Raw genomic sequence first — 16,494 nt, 5'->3', positions numbered from 1 at the left:
CTACGTTAGATGAGTTATGTCTCTGGGAAAAAGGTGATCGTCGATGTTGAAAGGGAATTCTAAACCTGCCGGCGGCGCCTCACATGCGCTGCCAGAGAAGTCGTTTCAGCCTCTACATGAGCGGATGCGCGAGGACATCATCAACGGCGTTCTTGCCGAAGGATCGTGGTTGAAGACTCACGATCTTGCCCGCCGATACCAAGTCAGTACCAACCCCATCCGTGAGGCGCTGCATCAGCTCAGCGGGGAGGGCTTCGTCATTATTCACCGCAATCGCGGCGCCAGGGTGAGGACTCTGGACGAGGCCTTCGTTCGCAATATCTTCGATATTCGCGCCCTCATCGAGCCCTATCTTGCCAGCCTTTTCGTGGAACAGGCGACGGATGAAGACTTGGCAGCCATGGAGAAGGTCCAGTTGCGCATAGAAGAACGACCAGAGGATCAGATCAAGCTGGATCGGCTGGATGACGCTTTCCACGGCATTATGTATGATCGACACTTCAATCAGGAGGCGCTGGCGATCAGGCAACGTCATAGCGAAGTTGTACGGGGACTGGCACGCCGATATCCCGTCAGTCCTGCGCGACGCCTGGCCATGATTGAAGAGCACCGAGCCATCATGGATGCAGTTGCACGTCATGACGTGAAGGCAACACAGGAGATTGTGGAGAAGCACGCTCGCGCGGCAGAACGAAATCTTATTCAGCGCATGAGGCAAGCGGGATTGCCACGCGCTTGGGCCGGAGAGTGAACGCATCACGACACGGCTCTTGGTGACCGCTGGCGCGGCAGCTTTCCTAGGCCTCACTCGTCCGCATAAGCAAGTCTAATCACGGCCTTTTTCTATTTCACCACCGCTGCCAGGGATCCTGAGATCAAGCCCGCAGTCTCCCGGATCATGCGGGCATATTCCGCATGCTTGCTTTCATCGTAGCGGTAAAGAGGAATGCTGATGCTCACCCCCGCCACCGGCTCGCCGGACCTGTCATATATGGTGCTGCCGAAGCAGCGGATATCCCGTTCATTCTCCTCATGATCATAGGAATAGCCGCAATCCCGCGTCTTCCTGATCTCGTCAAGGAAGAGTTCGCGATCGGTGAAGGTGAACTCGGTGAAGGGCCGCAACTCAAGTCCCGCGATGATCTGACGGGCTCGCTCTTCTGGAAGCGCCGCCAGGTAAGCCTTGCCGACGGAGGTTGAATGGAATTCGACGCGCGCACCAATCCTGGTCATCATGCGCACCGCATTCGGGCTTTCGAGCTTATCGATATAGGCCATACCATTGCCACTTGGCACGGCAAGGTGAACAGTTTCTTTCGTGGCATTGCGCAGTGCCTCGATAAAAGGGCGTGCTGCGGTGCGAAGATCGGAGCCTTCCCAGCTCTTCGAGGCGAACTGGATCAGCCTATTTCCCAGCGAATAGCTACCATTGTCGTTCTGGATCGCCAGCCCTTCGGCGACGAGGCCTGCGACGATGCGATAAGTGGTTGCACGAGGAAAGCGAACGGATGCGGTAAGCTGTGAAATATCTAGCTTCCCCGGGTTGTCAGCAATCGCCTGAAGCACCGCCATAAACTTCGAGAAGGATGCGGTCCCTTGTACCGGGCGGGCAATCGCGTCTCCTTGAGATATAGTCGTGTGCTCGTTCATTGTGTAATCGTTCGGACTCGAAAGTGATTGCTAGGCGGATTCATCTCATACCTAGCCATGATGCGCGCGAAATTTAGCCCGCGCAAGGACGCTCGCATTCACCGGAATGGCGAGGCGCAGACTCGGTCGTGCAGCTCCGTCCCCCTCCGCATGAAAAACTTCCGCCTGCCCCTAGCTTGCGGTTGACAAAAATACCCGGCTCAGCAACCATTAAGTGGACAGACTGTCCACATTGTGGGCGACAAGCGAGCTTGCTTGGAGGAAGCGGTTCGCAACCTTTTGACCGTGGGGAGGGTAGCATGACTGCGGCTTATCTGACGTTTCTCGGCGCCATGCATCATACGGGCCTTCCCTCTCGCCTACGTCAAATCACCTTTTAAATCCGAGCGCTGTCGCGGCCATATCAGCAGTCAGCCTTACTCGCTACCTAGAGCACCAGCATTCTTCCCGGGAGCAGACATGAACATTATCCAATACCTGACGACCATCCATTTCGGTGCGGGTGCGGTTTCTTCTCTTCACGACACCTTGAGCGAGCTTGGCATCTCAAAACCTCTGGTCATTAGTGATCACGGCGTGAAGGCTGCGGGTCTGTTGGATCGTGATGCAATGCAGCTGCTCTCATCAGCCCCGGCCTTCCTTGATGTGCCCACCAATCCCACCGAAACCGCCGTGAAGGCGGCTTTGGTGGCCTACCGGCAGCACGGCTGCAATGGCGTGGTCGCAATAGGCGGTGGCTCGCCGATCGATCTTGCCAAGGGCGTTGCACTCCTTGCGACACATGAGGGCGAACTGGAGCAATATGCCGCAATTCTCGGCGGCATCCCGAAGATCACCAGTGCGGTTGCCCCCTTGGTTGCTGTTCCCACCACCGCTGGCACGGGGTCGGAAGTCGGGCGAGCAGCGCTCATCACTTTGGACGACGGCCGCAAGCTGGGCTTTATCAGCCCGTTTCTCATTCCCCGGCGTGCGATCTGCGATCCTGAATTGACGCTTGGGCTTCCTCCTGCTCTCACCGCAGCAACAGGTCTCGATGCCTTGTCTCATTGCATCGAAACCTATCTGTCGCCGCGCTACAATCCGCCAGCCGAAGCGATCGCTCTGGACGGCTTTGTCCGCATCTGGGAGGCTCTACCCAAGGCCTATACCAATGGAGCTGATCTAGCCGCCCGCACAGAAGTGATGATGGGAGCGCTGCAGGGCGGATTGACCTTCCAAAAGGGACTGGGCGCCGTTCACGCGCTCAGCCACGCGCTGGGCGGATTGAAGGACCTCAAACTTCACCATGGAACCCTCAATGCCATTCTGATGCCACCGGTGCTGCGGGCCAATGCTTCGCTTGCCGCTACAGCCGCCAAGATCAGCCGGCTCGAGGCGGCTGCGAGGATCGAAGGGACCTCGCTGGCCGATGCACTTGACGATTTGAACCGCAGGCTCGGTGTGCTGAGCAAGCTGTCGGATCTTGGTGTCACGCGCGACGTGTTTGCCTGGACATGCGAGCGCGCGCTGGCGGATCACAGCCATCAAACAAACCCGCGTGAGCTCACAGGCGCGGAATACGCCGAGATCCTCGAGAGTGTGATGTGATGGAGGTGGTGAAAGATCCCGCAGACAAACAACAGAAGAGACCCGTTGCGCTCGTCACCGGTGCAAGCCACGGCATTGGCGCTGCGACCGCAAGACTCCTGGCAGTGGAAGGGTTTGATGTCTGCGTTAACTACCTTAACGATGCAGATGCCGCCGCTGACGTGGTTGCCGATTGCCAAGCCGCGGGGGCACAAGCCGTGGCCGTGCGCGGCAATGTCGGCGATCGGGAAGAGGTCAAACAATTGTTTACCGCCTGCGATGAAGCACTCGGTCGGCTTTCCTGCCTGGTGAACAATGCCGGCATTATCGGGCGTGCTTGCCGGCTCGAGGAGCTTCGTCCCGAAGAGCTCGCGAGGACATTTGCGGTCAATACCTATGGCGTCGTGTATTGCACTCAGGAGGCGGCCCGACGAATGTCGTTACGGCACGGTGGAAATGGCGGCACAATCGTCAACATGTCCTCGCTTGCGGCAGAGCTGGGCAGCCCGAACGAGTACATCCATTACGCAGCCTCGAAGGGTGCCGTCGAGACTATCACAGCGGGCACAGGCAAGGAGCTGGCACCGGAGGGCATCCGGGTGAATGCCATCCGCGTCGGAACGACCAACACCCGGATCCACCTCAAGGGGGGGAATCCCGAGCGCCCCGCGAAAATCGCAGCCGTGACCCCTATGGGACGCATTGCCGAGCCGGAGGACATCGCGCGGGCGGCACTATGGCTCGCATCACCAGGTTCCGGCTTCGTCACCGGTACCGTCATTACCGTGGCGGGAGGACTATGACTGCGGGCCGGAAGCTTTAGATTGCCAGAGAAGTTCGGAGGAGGAACGAACGGACTGATGACAACGCTTGCTTCGCACACACCATCACTTGCGAAACTTGGGAGGAAGAACATGAAATTCGCAAAAGGTATCATTGCAGCTCTCTTGCTGTCCGCAACAGCAATGCCCGCATGGGCAGACTACCCCGATCGACCGATCACTCTGCTTGTCGCCTGGGGTGCGGGCGGTGGCACGGACGCCGTTGCGCGCGTTGTCGCTGTTAGCCTGGAAAAGGAACTCGGGCAGTCCGTCAACGTGGTCAACCGCACTGGCGGTTCCGGCGTCGTCGGCCACTCGGCCATGGCAGACGCTGAGCCCGATGGCTACACGCTTGGCCTTGCCACCACCGAAGTCAACCTGATGCACTGGCTCGGGCTAACCAAGCTCGACTACAAGGTCTACACACCGCTCGCCCTGATGAACCAAGATCCCGCCGGCGTGCAGGTATCGGCTGACTCCAAATATCAGAACCTCGGCGAACTGCTTGAGGCGATCAAGACTTCCCCGCCCGGCACCTTCCGGGCGACCGGAAGTGGCCAAGGGTCAAGCTGGCATGTCGCCATCGCCGGCCTGCTCAATGCTGAAGGAATCGACGCTTCGACGGTGACTTGGGTGCCGAGCGATGGCGCCGCGAGCGGCCTTCAGGAGCTGCTTTCGGGCGGGACGGAAATCGTTCCATCCTCACTTGTAGAAGCTCGCGCGTTGATCGACGCGGGTCGGGTGAAGTCGCTTGCTTATATGAGCAAGGAGCGCTCCAAGCTCTTCCCGGACGTGCCGATACTTAAGGAGGAGACGGGCTCCGACTGGGAGTTCGGCGCTTGGCGTGGCATCGTCGCGCCCAAGGGGCTACCGGACGACATCCGTGACCGCCTGATCGCGGCGTTGAAGAACGTCTTCGACAGCGAGGAATACAACCAGTTCATGAGCGCACAGGGCTTTGGGGCGAATTTCCTCTCAGGGGAGGAATTCGGAAACTTCATGGCGACCAACGATGTGAACTTCGGCAAAACGATGAAGGCGATCGGTCTGACCAAGTAGCCGCTTCGGGCAATCTCGCAGGCCCGGGTGAATCCGGGCCTGCCTGACAAAATCATCAATCAGGTGCTCTCAATGCGATTTAGCGATACCATGCTCGGAACGGTCTTCCTGCTCGCAGGCATTTCACTTGCCTGGTACTCCTTCAACCTGCCGGCAATTCCGGGGCAAAATTACGGGGCAGCTACCTTCCCCCTCCTCATCGCGATGGGGCTTATCGGCTGCTCCGCGCGTCTCCTTTACACCGGGATCAGGCAGGGCAGCGAGCCTTGGGTGTTTCTTTCAGACCAGGTCAGAAGTCCGCGCAAGCTCGCCGGTGTCGCAGCAACCCTGCTTCTCGTTCTTTCCTACATCGTCTTCGTACAGGTTATTGGGTTCATCCCCACCGCGATCATCATTACCCTGGCGATGTTCCTTATCTTGAAGGTCCGTCCCGTCAAGGCAGTCATTCTGGCAGTCTTGGCAGCCATTTTGTGCGACTTCATTTTCAGGACCATGCTGCTCGTGCCCTTGCCGTTCGGCATTGTCCCGCGGCTTCCCTGGTAGGAGATAGAGATGGACGTCATCCTTCAAGCCTTCGCGCTGGTGGCAACGGGCAATGTTATCGTCACAATCATCGCCGCATCCATGTTCGGGCTCTTTGTAGGAGCGGTGCCTGGCTTGACCGCCACAATGGCCACGGCCCTGCTGGTTCCCCTGACATTCTTCATGGAACCTGTAGCTGCCGTTGGCGCCATAGTCGCTTGTTCGGCAATGGCTATCTTCGCAGGCGATATTCCAGGTGCCTTGCTCCGCATACCCGGAACGCCCGCCTCGGCGGCCTATGTCGAGGACACCTATAAATTAACTCAAAAAGGCCAGGCAGAGCTCGGTTTAGGGGCCTGCGTCCTCTTTTCCGCCCTCGGCGGGCTTTTTGGTACGATCGTACTGATCTTTGCGGCACCCTCGCTTGCCGAATTTGCCGTTAAATTCTCCTCTCCGGAATATTTCTGGATTGCGCTCCTCGGGTTGACATGCGCCGTTTTCATGGGAGCATCCAGTCCGGCCAAGGGTCTTCTCAGCCTTTTCATCGGCCTCACAATCGCATCCGTCGGTTTGAACAATCCCGCAGGGGTTCCACGGCTGACTTTTGGCTCAACCGAGATGATGGCCGGCATTGATTTCATTCCGGTGATGATCGGCATCTTTGCCATATCCGAAGTTCTGCGGACGGTCTTGAGCGGTGGCGAGGGCTGGCAGCAGGCGCCCGAGGCCGTTGGCAACATCTTTCGAGACTGGGGGGGCATGCTGAGGACTTATTGGAAGCAGCTTCTTCGTGGCAATATCACCGGAACTGCGGTCGGCATTCTTCCCGGCGCCGGCTCGGACGTCGCGGCTTATGTCAGCTATGCGATCAGCCGCCGGTTCTCGAAGACACCAGAGAAATATGGGACAGGTCATGTCGAAGGCGTCGTTGAAGCCGGAGCAGCTAATAATGCCTCCCTTTCCAGCGCATGGGTACCGGCACTGGTGTTCGGTATTCCAGGCGATACAATGACGGCCATCGTCATCGGTGTGCTTTATGTGAAGGGGATGAATCCGGGACCAACCCTGTTCATTTTCAATCCTCAGACAATCTACGCTGTCTTTCTCATCTTCATCCTGGCCAACCTGATCATGATTCCGCTCGGATGGGCCCTGATCAAGTTCTCCAAGAATATCTTGCGGGTTTCCAAAGCGGTTCTCATGCCGCTGATCCTGATCTTCTGCATCGTCGGCGCTTTCGCTTCCAACAATGCGGTCTACGGCGTCACGATCATGCTCATTTTTGGTGTGGTCGGATATCTGATGGAGGAGAACGATTTCCCAATTGCGCCGTGCGTCTTGGGAATTGTCATCGGGCCCATACTCGAAAAAAACCTTATCACTACGCTGATCAAGTCGCAGGGCAATCTCCTTGACTTCATCAACCGTCCTATCGCCTTCGCCATATTCGCGATCTTCTGCTTGCTGTGGCTGTCGATCATCGTCTCTTGGATTAGGGCGCCCCGACGAACGGACGAGATGCTACGCGCTGAGCCCGACTGAATGAAGCTTGAGCTTACCGCGAGGTGGAGGACGTCGGGCTTTCTTTGGCCCACAGAACGAAGGAACCTCGTCACGCCGACTTTGTCAGATTGACCTGCGCACGTCCTTTTGTCGATCCAGAGCGCTCAGGCGGGATGCTGCTGCACGCTCAGTCCGCCATCGATCGTCAGGCATGTCGCGTTCATGAACGGGCATTCGTCGGAGATCATGAACACCGCAGCCATAGCGATCTCCTCCGGTGAAGCAATGCGCCCGCCCGGATGCAACCTCATCGTATCCGCCTTGGCGGCTTCTGGATCGGGGAAGCTGTTCCAATAGTCGATGACCTTCTGGGTCGAGACGTAGCCGGGCGCCAGCGCATTCACACGGATATTCTTCGGTGCAAATTCCAACCCGAGTGACTTCGTCATGCCGAGCAGCGCGTGTTTGGCCAGCGGATAGGGGAAGGTATGTGGAATGATGGTGAAGGCATGAGTCGAGGCGATATTGAGAATGACGCCGCCGCCCGCTTCGATCATGCCGGGAAGCACTGCCTTGCAGCAATTCCAGGCACCCTTGAGATTGATGTCGAAGCAGCGGTTCCATTCCTCGTCGCTGGTTTCCAGTGGTTCTGCGAAGACGTTGACGCCGGCATTGTTGACGAGCGCGTTGATCGGACCGATCTTTCCGGCGGCTTGACGGACGGCTTCGGTAATCGCCGCCGCACCGGCAATATCGACGGCAAGCCAGCCGACCTTCTCGCCGCTTTCGCCGAGCGCCTTCGCCTCCCGTTCAAGAAGGCCGGCGTCGCGATCGGCCAGAAACAGCGCCGCTCCCTCGCGCAGGAACGCCTTCGCGATCGCAAGGCCGATGCCCTGGGCCGCGCCCGTCACGAATATCCGCTTGCCCGAAAGCCGTCCCGTCATCACGCGTCTCCCTACCACTCGGCGAAACTGCCATCCGCATGACGCCAGATGGGATTGCGCCAGCGATGCCCTTCCTTCGCCCGCTCGATCACATAGACCTCGTCCACCTCGACGCCCAGGCCCGGTCCCTGCGGAATGCCGACGAAGCCGTCCGCATATTGGAAGACGTCCTTGTTCACGATGTAATCCAGAATGTCGTTGGACTGATTGTAATGGATGCCGAGGCTCTGTTCCTGGATGAAGGCATTGTAGGAAACGGCATCCACCTGCAGGCACGCGGCAAGCGCGATCGGACCGAGCGGGCAATGGGGTGCCAGCGCCACGTCATAGGCCTCGGCCATGGCCGCGATCTTGCGGCACTCGGTAATGCCGCCGGCATGTGACAGGTCGGGCTGGATGATATCGACGTAACCGCCCTCGAAGACCGACTTGAAATCCCAGCGCGAATAGAGCCGTTCGCCCAGCGCGATCGGTGTCGAGGAGTGGTTGGCGATCTCCCTCAGCGCTTCCTTGTTTTCCGAAAGCACGGGCTCTTCGATGAACATCAGCTTGTAGGGCTCGAGTTCCTTCGCCAGCACCTTGGCCATCGGCCTGTGGACGCGGCCATGGAAATCGACGCCGATGCCGATATGTGGTCCCACCGCCTCGCGGATGAGGGCGATCGTCTCGATCGCCTTTTCCACCTTTTCGTTGGTGTCGACGATCTGCATCTCTTCGCAGCCGTTGAGCTTGATCGCTTGGAACCCTTGGGCCACCATCTCCTCCGCATTGCGGGCCACATCGGAGGGCCGGTCACCGCCGATCCAGGAATAGACCTTGATCCGGTCCCTGAGCTTTCCGCCGAGTAGCGAATGGACCGGCTGGCCGAGCGCCTTGCCCTTGATGTCCCACAGCGCCTGGTCGATGCCGGCAAGCGCCGACATGTGGATGGCGCCGCCCCTGTAGAAGCCGCCACGGTAAAGAACCGTCCAGTGATCCTCGATCAGGAAGGGGTCCTTGCCGATCAGATAGTCCGCCATTTCCCGGACGGCCGCTTCCACGGTCAGCGCCCGGCCTTCGACCACAGGCTCGCCCCAGCCGACGACGCCTTCGTCGGTTTCGATCTTCAGGAACAGCCAGCGCGGCGGCACGATATAGGTGGTCAGCTTGGTGATCTTCATCAGGGATTCCGTCAGGCGAGAATGAGGGCGGCCGCCTTTCCGGCGGCGGCAAGAACGGCGGCATTGGTGTTGCCGCTGACGATAGTCGGCATGAGAGACGCGTCGATAACCCGAAGGCCGCGCGTTCCCCTGACCTTCAATGTGGAATCCAGCACCGCCTCGGGATCGCCGTCATGGCCCATCCTGCAGGTGCCGACGGGGTGATAGCCGGTCTTGACCGTGCGCTTGCAATGGGCGGCGATCGCCTCGTCGCTCACCACGTCCGCGCCCGGGAAAATCTCCTTGTCGATCAGATCGCGCATCGGGGAAGCCATAAGCACGGTACGGGCGAACCGGAAGCCTGCCATGGTAAGGCGCAAATCGTCGGGATGGCCGAATATCTGTGTATCGATGATAGGATCGGCAAAGGGATCGCTGGAGGCGAGCGTCACCGAACCCCGCGCCTTCGGCCGCAGAAGCAGCGAGTTGATCGTCACCCCGTCGCCCGGCTCGGTGCCCATCACGTCGCGGTCCAGATAGACGGTCGGAACACAGAACATCTGGATCGTCGGCCGTTCGTTATGGCCGTCCGGATCATAGAAGGCGCAGGTCTCGACGCCCGTCGTCGAAGCCGGACCGGACTTGAACATCAGATATTGCAGCCCGGCCTTGATCATCGGCCAGCCGCGATCCTGCTTGTAATAGCCGAAGGAGCCCTTGGTTGTGGCGACGACCGGGCATTCGTAGTGATCCTGCAGGTTCCTGCCGACGCCGGGCAGCGCCACCTTTGTCTTGATGCCGTGCCGCACAAGCTCGTCCTCCGGACCGATTCCAGAGAGCATCATCAGCTTCGGCGTCTGGTAGGCGCCGGCCGCCAGGATCACCTCGGCGCCGGCCAGAGCCGCCTTGGGCGTGCCGTTCTGCACGTAATCGACGCCGACGGCGCGGTCTCCCTCCATCCGGATGCCCGTCACCGTTGCGCCGACCTCAATCGTCAGCTTCGGGTTACTCATCATCGGCGCGAGAAACGCGTCGACGGCGCTCGAACGCTTGCGGGTCCGCCAGTCGATCGTGTGCTGCATGAAGCCGACGCCGAATTGCTCGGCACCGTTGAAATCCGGATTGTAGGGAATGCCCATCCCCTGCAGCGTCTTCACATAGGTTCGGGTCATCGGGCTCGTATGGCCGAGATGGGAGATCTTCAGCGGACCGCCCACACCATGATATTCGCCGGCCAGATGGTCGTTGTCTTCCTGCGCCTTGAAGTAAGGGAGGAGGTCGCGATAGGACCACGCGCCGTCATTATTGGCGCCCGGCGCGGTGATGTGTTCGTTCCACAGATCGAAATCGGCGGCCTGCCCGCGCATATAGACCATGGCATTGACCGTGCTGCCGCCGCCCAGAACCTTGCCCTGGGGTACGATCGGTCCACGCCCGTCAAGCTGCGGCTGCGGCTTGGTCTGGTGCATGGCGAGATAGGTGTCCTTCGCCAGGAATTTCATGTAGCCGGCCGGAAAATGCATGATCGGATTGGCCTTGGCCGGACCGCGCTCCAGAAGCAGCACGCGCGCGCCGCCATCGGAGACAAGCCGGGCCGCGACCACGCAGGCCGAGCTGCCGCCCCCGACGATGATGTAGTCGAACCGACTGTCGTCAGACATTTCTGCTCCTAGGGAATATGCGCATGCTCACAGGTCCTGCGGCCGAAGCCGTATGCTGCCCGATAATTGCTGGCCTGGTTCAAGAATCCGGAGCCCGCCTAGATCCGGCAGGTTATGGCCGTTCGCCAGATGCGACATCGGCTCGAAACAGAAATAATCGCGTTTGAACTGCGGATCGAAAACCGTGTCCGAGACGAAGACGAAGGCGTGCGCAAACAGCGGATCGGCCGTCAGGTGAAGCTGCATCTGGTGCTCCGGCCAGGCGATGACCGCCTCGCCGGACCAGTCCTCGAAGCCATTGTTGACCCACCGATGCGGCAGCGGCGCCGGCTCGCTAAAGTCGAGATCCTCGGGAATCGCCGTCACCTCACCAGGCAGCCAGCCTTCGACCTCGGTCCAGAATTTGCGGGCCGGAGCGAACAGCGTCGTTTGCGGTGTCATCGGAAAATACGGGTGCCAGCCGAGGCCGAAGGGAAGGAGCTTCTCACCCATGTTCTCGACTGACAGGGTGAGCAGCAGTTCATCGCCCGTCAGCAAAAAACTTTGCCTCGTGAAATAGGCATAGGGCGTGTGACCGCCGCGATGGGCAAAACTCATCGTCACCCGATAATCGTCGCGCTCTTCGACGATCCACTCCGATTGCCAGCCCTCGCCGTGAAGATAGTGCGGGTCCCAGTCCGTGTTCGGGCTGAAACGGTATTCCTCCCCGTCGAACGTGAAACGATTTTCCTTCAGGCGGTTTCCGAACGGCACGAGCGGATAGCAGGAAGACGAAAGCGCATCGGCATTGTCAGGGGCATCCCGCAGCAACGGCACGCTCTTGCCCCCCTCGCCTTCCTTCCGGAAGCCGAGGATCAGCCCGCCGGCGGTCGAAAGGCGCGCCGAAAGCGCGCCGGATTTCAATTCCAAGACCGGCATCGCCCCATCACCCCTTGTTGCGCGACAGGCTGCGCTTGATCGCCTGGATATTGGCGAGCACGGCGATGACGATGATCATGCCGCGCACGACCTGCTGGAAGAACGGATTGATGCCGAGGAGCACGAGGCCGTTGCCGATGAGCGTGATGACGAGAACGCCAAGCAGCGTGCCGAGCATGGAGCCGCGTCCGCCCGAAAGCGCCGTGCCGCCGACCACCACCGCGGCGATGACGTCGAATTCCAGGCCATTGGCGGCCGTTGCGTTGCCGGAGCCGAGGCGCGAGACCAACAGGATACCGGAGATCGCCGCCATGGCGCCACCGATAGCAAACAGCGCGACGCGGATACGCGATACCCTGATGCCGCTGAGAAACGCCGCATGCGCATTGCCGCCGATGGCGAAGACAGAGCGCCCGAACGCGGTCTTGCGGCTGACGAAGGCAAAGACCGCAAACAGCACGAGCATGATGATCGCCGCCGGTGGAATGCCGAGCACCGACCGGTCCAGCGCGTCCAGCATGTCGTTGCGGCCTATCGAGACCGGCAGCGCGTCCGTCACGAACAGCGCTGTGCCGCGCAGCGCGCTCCACATGCCGAGCGTCGCCACGAATGAAGGCACATCGAAATAGGCCCGCAACACGCCGGAAACGGCGCCGAGCAAGGCACCCAGCGCAATCGCCAGCACAAAGGCCGCAGGCGTGGGAACGCCCCATTGCAGAAGGAAGGCGAGCTCGACGGAGATGAAGGCGACCATCGGCCCGACGCTAACATCGATCTCGCCAGCGATGATGATCAGCGTCACCGCCCAGGCGGCAATGCCGATCGTGGCCGCATCGCGCAGGATGTTGACCTGATTGTTGAACGACATGAAGCCCGGCGCGGTCGACGCGAAGATCACGTAAAGCACGGCGATCGCGAAGAACAGGCTGAGTTCGTTCATGTGCTGGGAAAAGGTGAAGCCCGATTTCTTGGCCTTCTCAGAAGCCGCCTGTTTGGCAGCATGATCGAGTGACATCGTCTGTCTCCCTCAATGTCCGGTAATGCAGGCCGCCATCAGGCTGTCCTGATCGATATTGGGTGATTTGAATTCTTCCTGCAGCGCGCCGTCCCTCAAGACGAGCACCCGGTCGCAGACAAGCGGAAGTTCCTCAATCTCGCTGGAGACGAAGATGACGCTGCGCCCTTCGGCGGCGAGCTGGCGAATGATCGCGTAGATCTGCGCCTTCGCCTCGATATCGACGCCGCGGGTCGGCTCGTCGAGCAGCATGACGCGGCTTCCGGCATAGACCCAGCGGCCGATCACGACCTTCTGCTGGTTGCCGCCCGAAAGCGTGCCGATCGGCGTATCGGTTCGCGCCGTCTTGATGTGAAGCCGCTCGATGATCTTGCGCGTCGCTTCCGCCATGCGGCTGGCGGAAAGAACGCCGTTCGTGCTGACGCCGGCAAAGTTCGTCGAGAGCGTGTTTTCGTCGACGCCGAGCAACGGCACGATACCCTCTTCCTTGCGGCTTTCCGGTGTGTAGCCGAAGCCGCGGCGCACCATCTCCTTGTAGCCGGCGGATTTGACCGACTTTCCATCAGCCCGGATGTCGCCGGCATCGAAGCGGCGCACGCCCATGATCGCTTGCAGGAGTTCCGTGCGGCCAGAACCGAGCAGGCCGGCGATGCCGAGCACCTCTCCCTTTTTCAGCGAAAACGAAATCGAGGCGAGTTTCGGCCAAACCGCCAGATCCTTCACTTCGAGCACGGTTTCTGAAAGGCTCCTGTCTTCCAGCACGGGGGCCTGAGAGGCCTCCGAGCCCAGCATCAGCCGGACGATCTCGCGCGTATCGGCGCCCTTCACGTCGACCGTGTCGATGATCCGGCCATCCCGCATGATCGTCGCCGAATGGGCAATCTGGCGGATCTCGTTCATCCGGTGGCTGACATAGATGACCGCAATGCCCTGCGCGGCCACCCGGGTCACGGCAGCCATCACCTTTTCCGCCTCGGCCGCAGCGAGCGAACTCGTCGGCTCGTCGAGAATGACGAGCTTCGGTTTGCCGAGCATGGCGCGGGCGATCTCCAGCAACTGCCGTTCGGCAGGGCTCAGGCCCGCCACCAGCCGGTCGGGCGGCAGGTCGAGACCGAGCCTGGCCATCGCCTCGGAGGCTTCCGCTTCCATGGCCGCATATTGAATGACGCCACCCTTGCGCGGCCAGCGCCCGAGGAAAAGGTTCTCGGCCAATGTCATACCGGGCACCAGGCTGAGCTCCTGATAGACGACGCGCACGCCCTTCTCGAAGGATTCTTGCGCCCGCCCTGAGCCGGTGTGAGTAAGCTCGGCGCCATCGATCAGCACCGTTCCGCTGTCGGGAATTTCCGCACCCGTCAGCATTCGGATCAGTGTCGATTTTCCGGCGCCGTTCTTGCCGAGCAGCGCCCTCACCTCGCCCGGCGCGACGTCGAAAGTGGCGCTGTCGAGTGCAAGCACACCGGGATAGCGGCGCGTGCATCCTTTTAGCGACGCGACGGCGGGAACGGCAGCCTGTCCTATCTCAGAAACAGTAGTCATCGGTCTTTCCGTTGCGAGCGATGCCGCCGGACCTCCGGCGGCCTCTTCCCATGTTGGCTCTCGGGGCGGCGCGTGAGAGGCCTCGGCGATACATGCCGGCAGTCGGAGCCGGCAATCAGGACGAACGATCAGGGGATGCCGTCGGCATGCGCCTCGAGCCAGGCCTTGCCGTCCTCGGAAGACTTGTAGACGTCGATGTCGTAGGGAACCTTGATGCCTTCCGGCGGCTCGCCGTCGATCGACTTGATCGCCTGCGCCAGCGCAAGCTTGCCGAGGCCCTGGCCGGAAATGTCAACGACTGCCTTGATGATCGAGAAATCGGCAAGCTCCTGGGCGATCTCGGTCGTCATGTCGCCGCCGAAGACGACGACCTCGCCGGTCTTGCCCTGGCTTTTCACGGCACGTGCCGCCCCGAGTGTGGCACCGCCCGCCTCACCGAAGAAGGCGTCGATATCCGGATTGGAGGACAGCATGGTGCTCGCGACGGAAACCGCCTTGTCGAGAACCGCGCCTTCCTGGTTGGCGACGATCTGCGCACCCGGCACCTGGGCCTTCAGCGCCTCCTCGAAGCCCTTGCGTCTTGTCACGCAAACCTCGACGAATTCGCAGTTCAAGACAGCGATCTTCGGCGCTTCGTTCTTTTCGGCAATGAAATAGTCCGCCGCGACATCGCCGAGCTTATAGCCGAACTCGAAGGGGTCGCCGACCGCATAGGCCGAGATGTATTCCTTCATGTCCTCGTCATTGAGGCAGGTATTGTAGCAGACCACCGGAATCCCGGCGTCATGTGCTCGGCGGATGGCGCGATAGGAGCCATCAGCGGAAACCGGCGAGACGATGATTGCCTGCACGCCGGCGGAGATCAGTGAATCGATGAAGGACGATTCCTTGCTGACATCGCCCTGAGCATTGGTCTCGACGATATCGAGCTTGCGGCCGGCCTCGGCAGCGCCGGTCTGAATGCCTTTGCGCACGCCGGCATAAAAGCCCTGCGCATCCATGTAGATGGCGCCGACCTTCAGGTCCTCCTGCGCCGCGACGGTCGTGGCGCCGGTCAGTACGGCCGCCACCAGCAATGCGGCGTGTTTCGAAAGTTTCATCCCTTCCTCCCTCGTTTATCGGTCTCGATGCGGGCCAGATTAGAAGCCGTCCGACAAATGTCAATATAAATACGATTTATTTTAAGATTTGATCGCAAATGCCGGATCATTCATATTACCGATTGCAATTCGGCGCAGAAGGCCGATCCCGGGTCGAGGACTTTCCGGATCACGCGTGCTGGCTGCGGGAACAAGCAAGGGGATCAGAGCAGACCATGACGCGGATATTGACGGAGCACGGTGCACCGATCGCCCAGCGCGGCAAACGCAGCGTGAGGGAGGCACTTCTCCAGCAGCTTGTCGAGATGATCGTCTCCGGCACTTTCCCGGAAAGCTCCACGCTTCCGAACGAGGCGGAGCTAACGGAGAGGTTTGGCGTCAGCCGCACCAGCCTGCGCGAGGCCATGCAGTATCTTTCGGCACTCGGCATGGTGCGGTCCCGCACCCGGGCGGGAACGATCGTGCTGCCGCGCGAGAACTGGAATTATCTCGATCCGATCGTCCTCGACGTGATGCTGGCGGTCGGGGCCGATGACGCCTTCTATTCCTCGCTGATCGATGCAAGGCAGTTGCTGGAGCCCGCCGCCGCTGCGCAGGCGGCCGCAAACGCCAATGCAAGGCAACTCTACCAGATCTCAAAGGCCTTCGAGGACATGGTGGAGGCAAACTCGCGCGACAACGAAGCCTGGAGCCGCGCCGACCTCGAGTTCCATACGGCAATCATCAACGCCAGCGGCAACTGGGTCTATCGCCAGTTCGCCAGCGCCATCCGCGCGGCCCTGCTCGCAAGCTTCCGGCTGACCAACCGCGCCAGCCAATCGCACGAGCAGGCGATCCTCACGCATCAGGACGTGCTCGAAGCCATTCGGATGCGGCGGCCCGAAGCTGCCCGCCACGCGATGGAGCAGCTCATCGGCGTTGCCCGGAGCGAGATGACGGATGCCCTGCGGCGGGCGCGAAGGGCCTCCGAACTCGCTGAAAGGTCAAGATGAGCCGATAAAAATCATACATATATGTGATCCCGCGCGCTAAGCCATCCGATCGGCTATCCGGGCGA

15 protein-coding genes are annotated in these 16,494 nt (G+C 60.4%); 7 read left to right on the top strand and 8 right to left on the bottom strand.

The features are described 5' to 3' along the window. The first annotated feature begins 43 nt into the window (after positions 1 to 43). Entirely contained in the window at positions 44 to 751 is a 708-nt protein-coding gene (locus YH62_RS24655) for a GntR family transcriptional regulator (RefSeq protein ID WP_082118492.1), read from the top strand. Between the two features lie 92 nt (positions 752 to 843). On the opposite strand, the gene YH62_RS24650 is transcribed toward YH62_RS24655, so the two are convergent. Then, positions 844 to 1,650 (bottom strand): IclR family transcriptional regulator, encoded by an 807-nt coding sequence (locus YH62_RS24650; protein WP_046796955.1) that lies wholly within the window; start codon positions 1,648 to 1,650, stop codon positions 844 to 846. Between the two features lie 459 nt (positions 1,651 to 2,109). Here YH62_RS24650 and YH62_RS24645 point away from each other — a divergent pair, with 459 nt between their 5' ends. The 5 genes from YH62_RS24645 (at position 2,110) to YH62_RS24625 (ending at position 7,160) form a co-directional block, all read left to right on the top strand. Next, on the top strand, positions 2,110 to 3,237 hold the full coding sequence (locus YH62_RS24645) for an iron-containing alcohol dehydrogenase (RefSeq protein ID WP_046796954.1): 1,128 nt from the start codon (positions 2,110 to 2,112) through the stop codon (positions 3,235 to 3,237). Then, the gene (locus YH62_RS24640) at positions 3,237 to 4,019 is read left to right on the top strand and encodes an SDR family oxidoreductase (RefSeq protein WP_046796953.1); all 783 of its coding nucleotides are present in this window, start codon (positions 3,237 to 3,239) and stop codon (positions 4,017 to 4,019) included. The genes YH62_RS24645 and YH62_RS24640 overlap by 1 nt, the downstream gene beginning before the upstream one ends. A gap of 111 nt (positions 4,020 to 4,130) precedes the next feature. Next, on the top strand, positions 4,131 to 5,096 hold the full coding sequence (locus tag YH62_RS24635) for a tripartite tricarboxylate transporter substrate binding protein (protein ID WP_082118491.1): 966 nt from the start codon (positions 4,131 to 4,133) through the stop codon (positions 5,094 to 5,096). 27 nt (positions 5,097 to 5,123) lie between these two features. After that, the gene (locus tag YH62_RS24630; protein ID WP_046796951.1) at positions 5,124 to 5,639 is read left to right on the top strand and encodes a tripartite tricarboxylate transporter TctB family protein; all 516 of its coding nucleotides are present in this window, start codon (positions 5,124 to 5,126) and stop codon (positions 5,637 to 5,639) included. A gap of 9 nt (positions 5,640 to 5,648) precedes the next feature. Then, complete coding sequence (locus YH62_RS24625; protein WP_046796950.1) at positions 5,649 to 7,160, top strand: tripartite tricarboxylate transporter permease; 1,512 nt, start codon at positions 5,649 to 5,651, stop codon at positions 7,158 to 7,160. A gap of 125 nt (positions 7,161 to 7,285) precedes the next feature. Here YH62_RS24625 and YH62_RS24620 read toward each other — a convergent pair whose 3' ends face one another. The 7 genes from YH62_RS24620 to YH62_RS24590 form a co-directional block, all read right to left on the bottom strand. Then, positions 7,286 to 8,065: an SDR family oxidoreductase gene (locus tag YH62_RS24620; protein WP_046796949.1), complete on the bottom strand. Its 780-nt coding sequence runs from the start codon at positions 8,063 to 8,065 to the stop codon at positions 7,286 to 7,288. Positions 8,066 to 8,076: 11 nt separating this feature from the next. Then, positions 8,077 to 9,225, bottom strand: coding sequence for a galactonate dehydratase (gene dgoD, locus YH62_RS24615; protein WP_046796948.1), 1,149 nt, complete (start codon positions 9,223 to 9,225; stop codon positions 8,077 to 8,079). A gap of 11 nt (positions 9,226 to 9,236) precedes the next feature. Next, complete coding sequence (locus YH62_RS24610) at positions 9,237 to 10,865, bottom strand: GMC family oxidoreductase N-terminal domain-containing protein (protein ID WP_046796947.1); 1,629 nt, start codon at positions 10,863 to 10,865, stop codon at positions 9,237 to 9,239. Positions 10,866 to 10,892: 27 nt separating this feature from the next. Continuing rightward, positions 10,893 to 11,783, bottom strand: a complete 891-nt coding sequence (locus tag YH62_RS24605) for an aldose 1-epimerase (protein WP_046796946.1) — start codon at positions 11,781 to 11,783, stop codon at positions 10,893 to 10,895. Positions 11,784 to 11,790: 7 nt separating this feature from the next. Next, positions 11,791 to 12,798 carry an ABC transporter permease gene (locus YH62_RS24600; protein WP_046796945.1) on the bottom strand — a complete coding sequence of 336 codons (1,008 nt, stop codon included), beginning with the start codon at positions 12,796 to 12,798 and terminating at the stop codon, positions 11,791 to 11,793. Between the two features lie 12 nt (positions 12,799 to 12,810). Continuing rightward, positions 12,811 to 14,337 (bottom strand): sugar ABC transporter ATP-binding protein, encoded by a 1,527-nt coding sequence (locus tag YH62_RS24595; protein WP_046796944.1) that lies wholly within the window; start codon positions 14,335 to 14,337, stop codon positions 12,811 to 12,813. Positions 14,338 to 14,465: 128 nt separating this feature from the next. After that, positions 14,466 to 15,437 (bottom strand): substrate-binding domain-containing protein, encoded by a 972-nt coding sequence (locus tag YH62_RS24590; protein WP_046796943.1) that lies wholly within the window; start codon positions 15,435 to 15,437, stop codon positions 14,466 to 14,468. 215 nt (positions 15,438 to 15,652) lie between these two features. Between YH62_RS24590 and YH62_RS24585 the strand changes: the two genes are divergently transcribed. Further along, positions 15,653 to 16,429 carry a FadR/GntR family transcriptional regulator gene (locus YH62_RS24585; protein ID WP_046796942.1) on the top strand — a complete coding sequence of 259 codons (777 nt, stop codon included), beginning with the start codon at positions 15,653 to 15,655 and terminating at the stop codon, positions 16,427 to 16,429. Positions 16,430 to 16,494: the final 65 nt, after the last annotated feature.

This window comes from Rhizobium sp. LC145, assembly GCF_001005825.1.
Lineage (GTDB): Bacteria > Pseudomonadota > Alphaproteobacteria > Rhizobiales > Rhizobiaceae > Neorhizobium.
The sequence above is the reverse complement of the archived record's forward strand: the minus strand, read 5'-3'. Positions and strand labels throughout refer to the sequence as shown.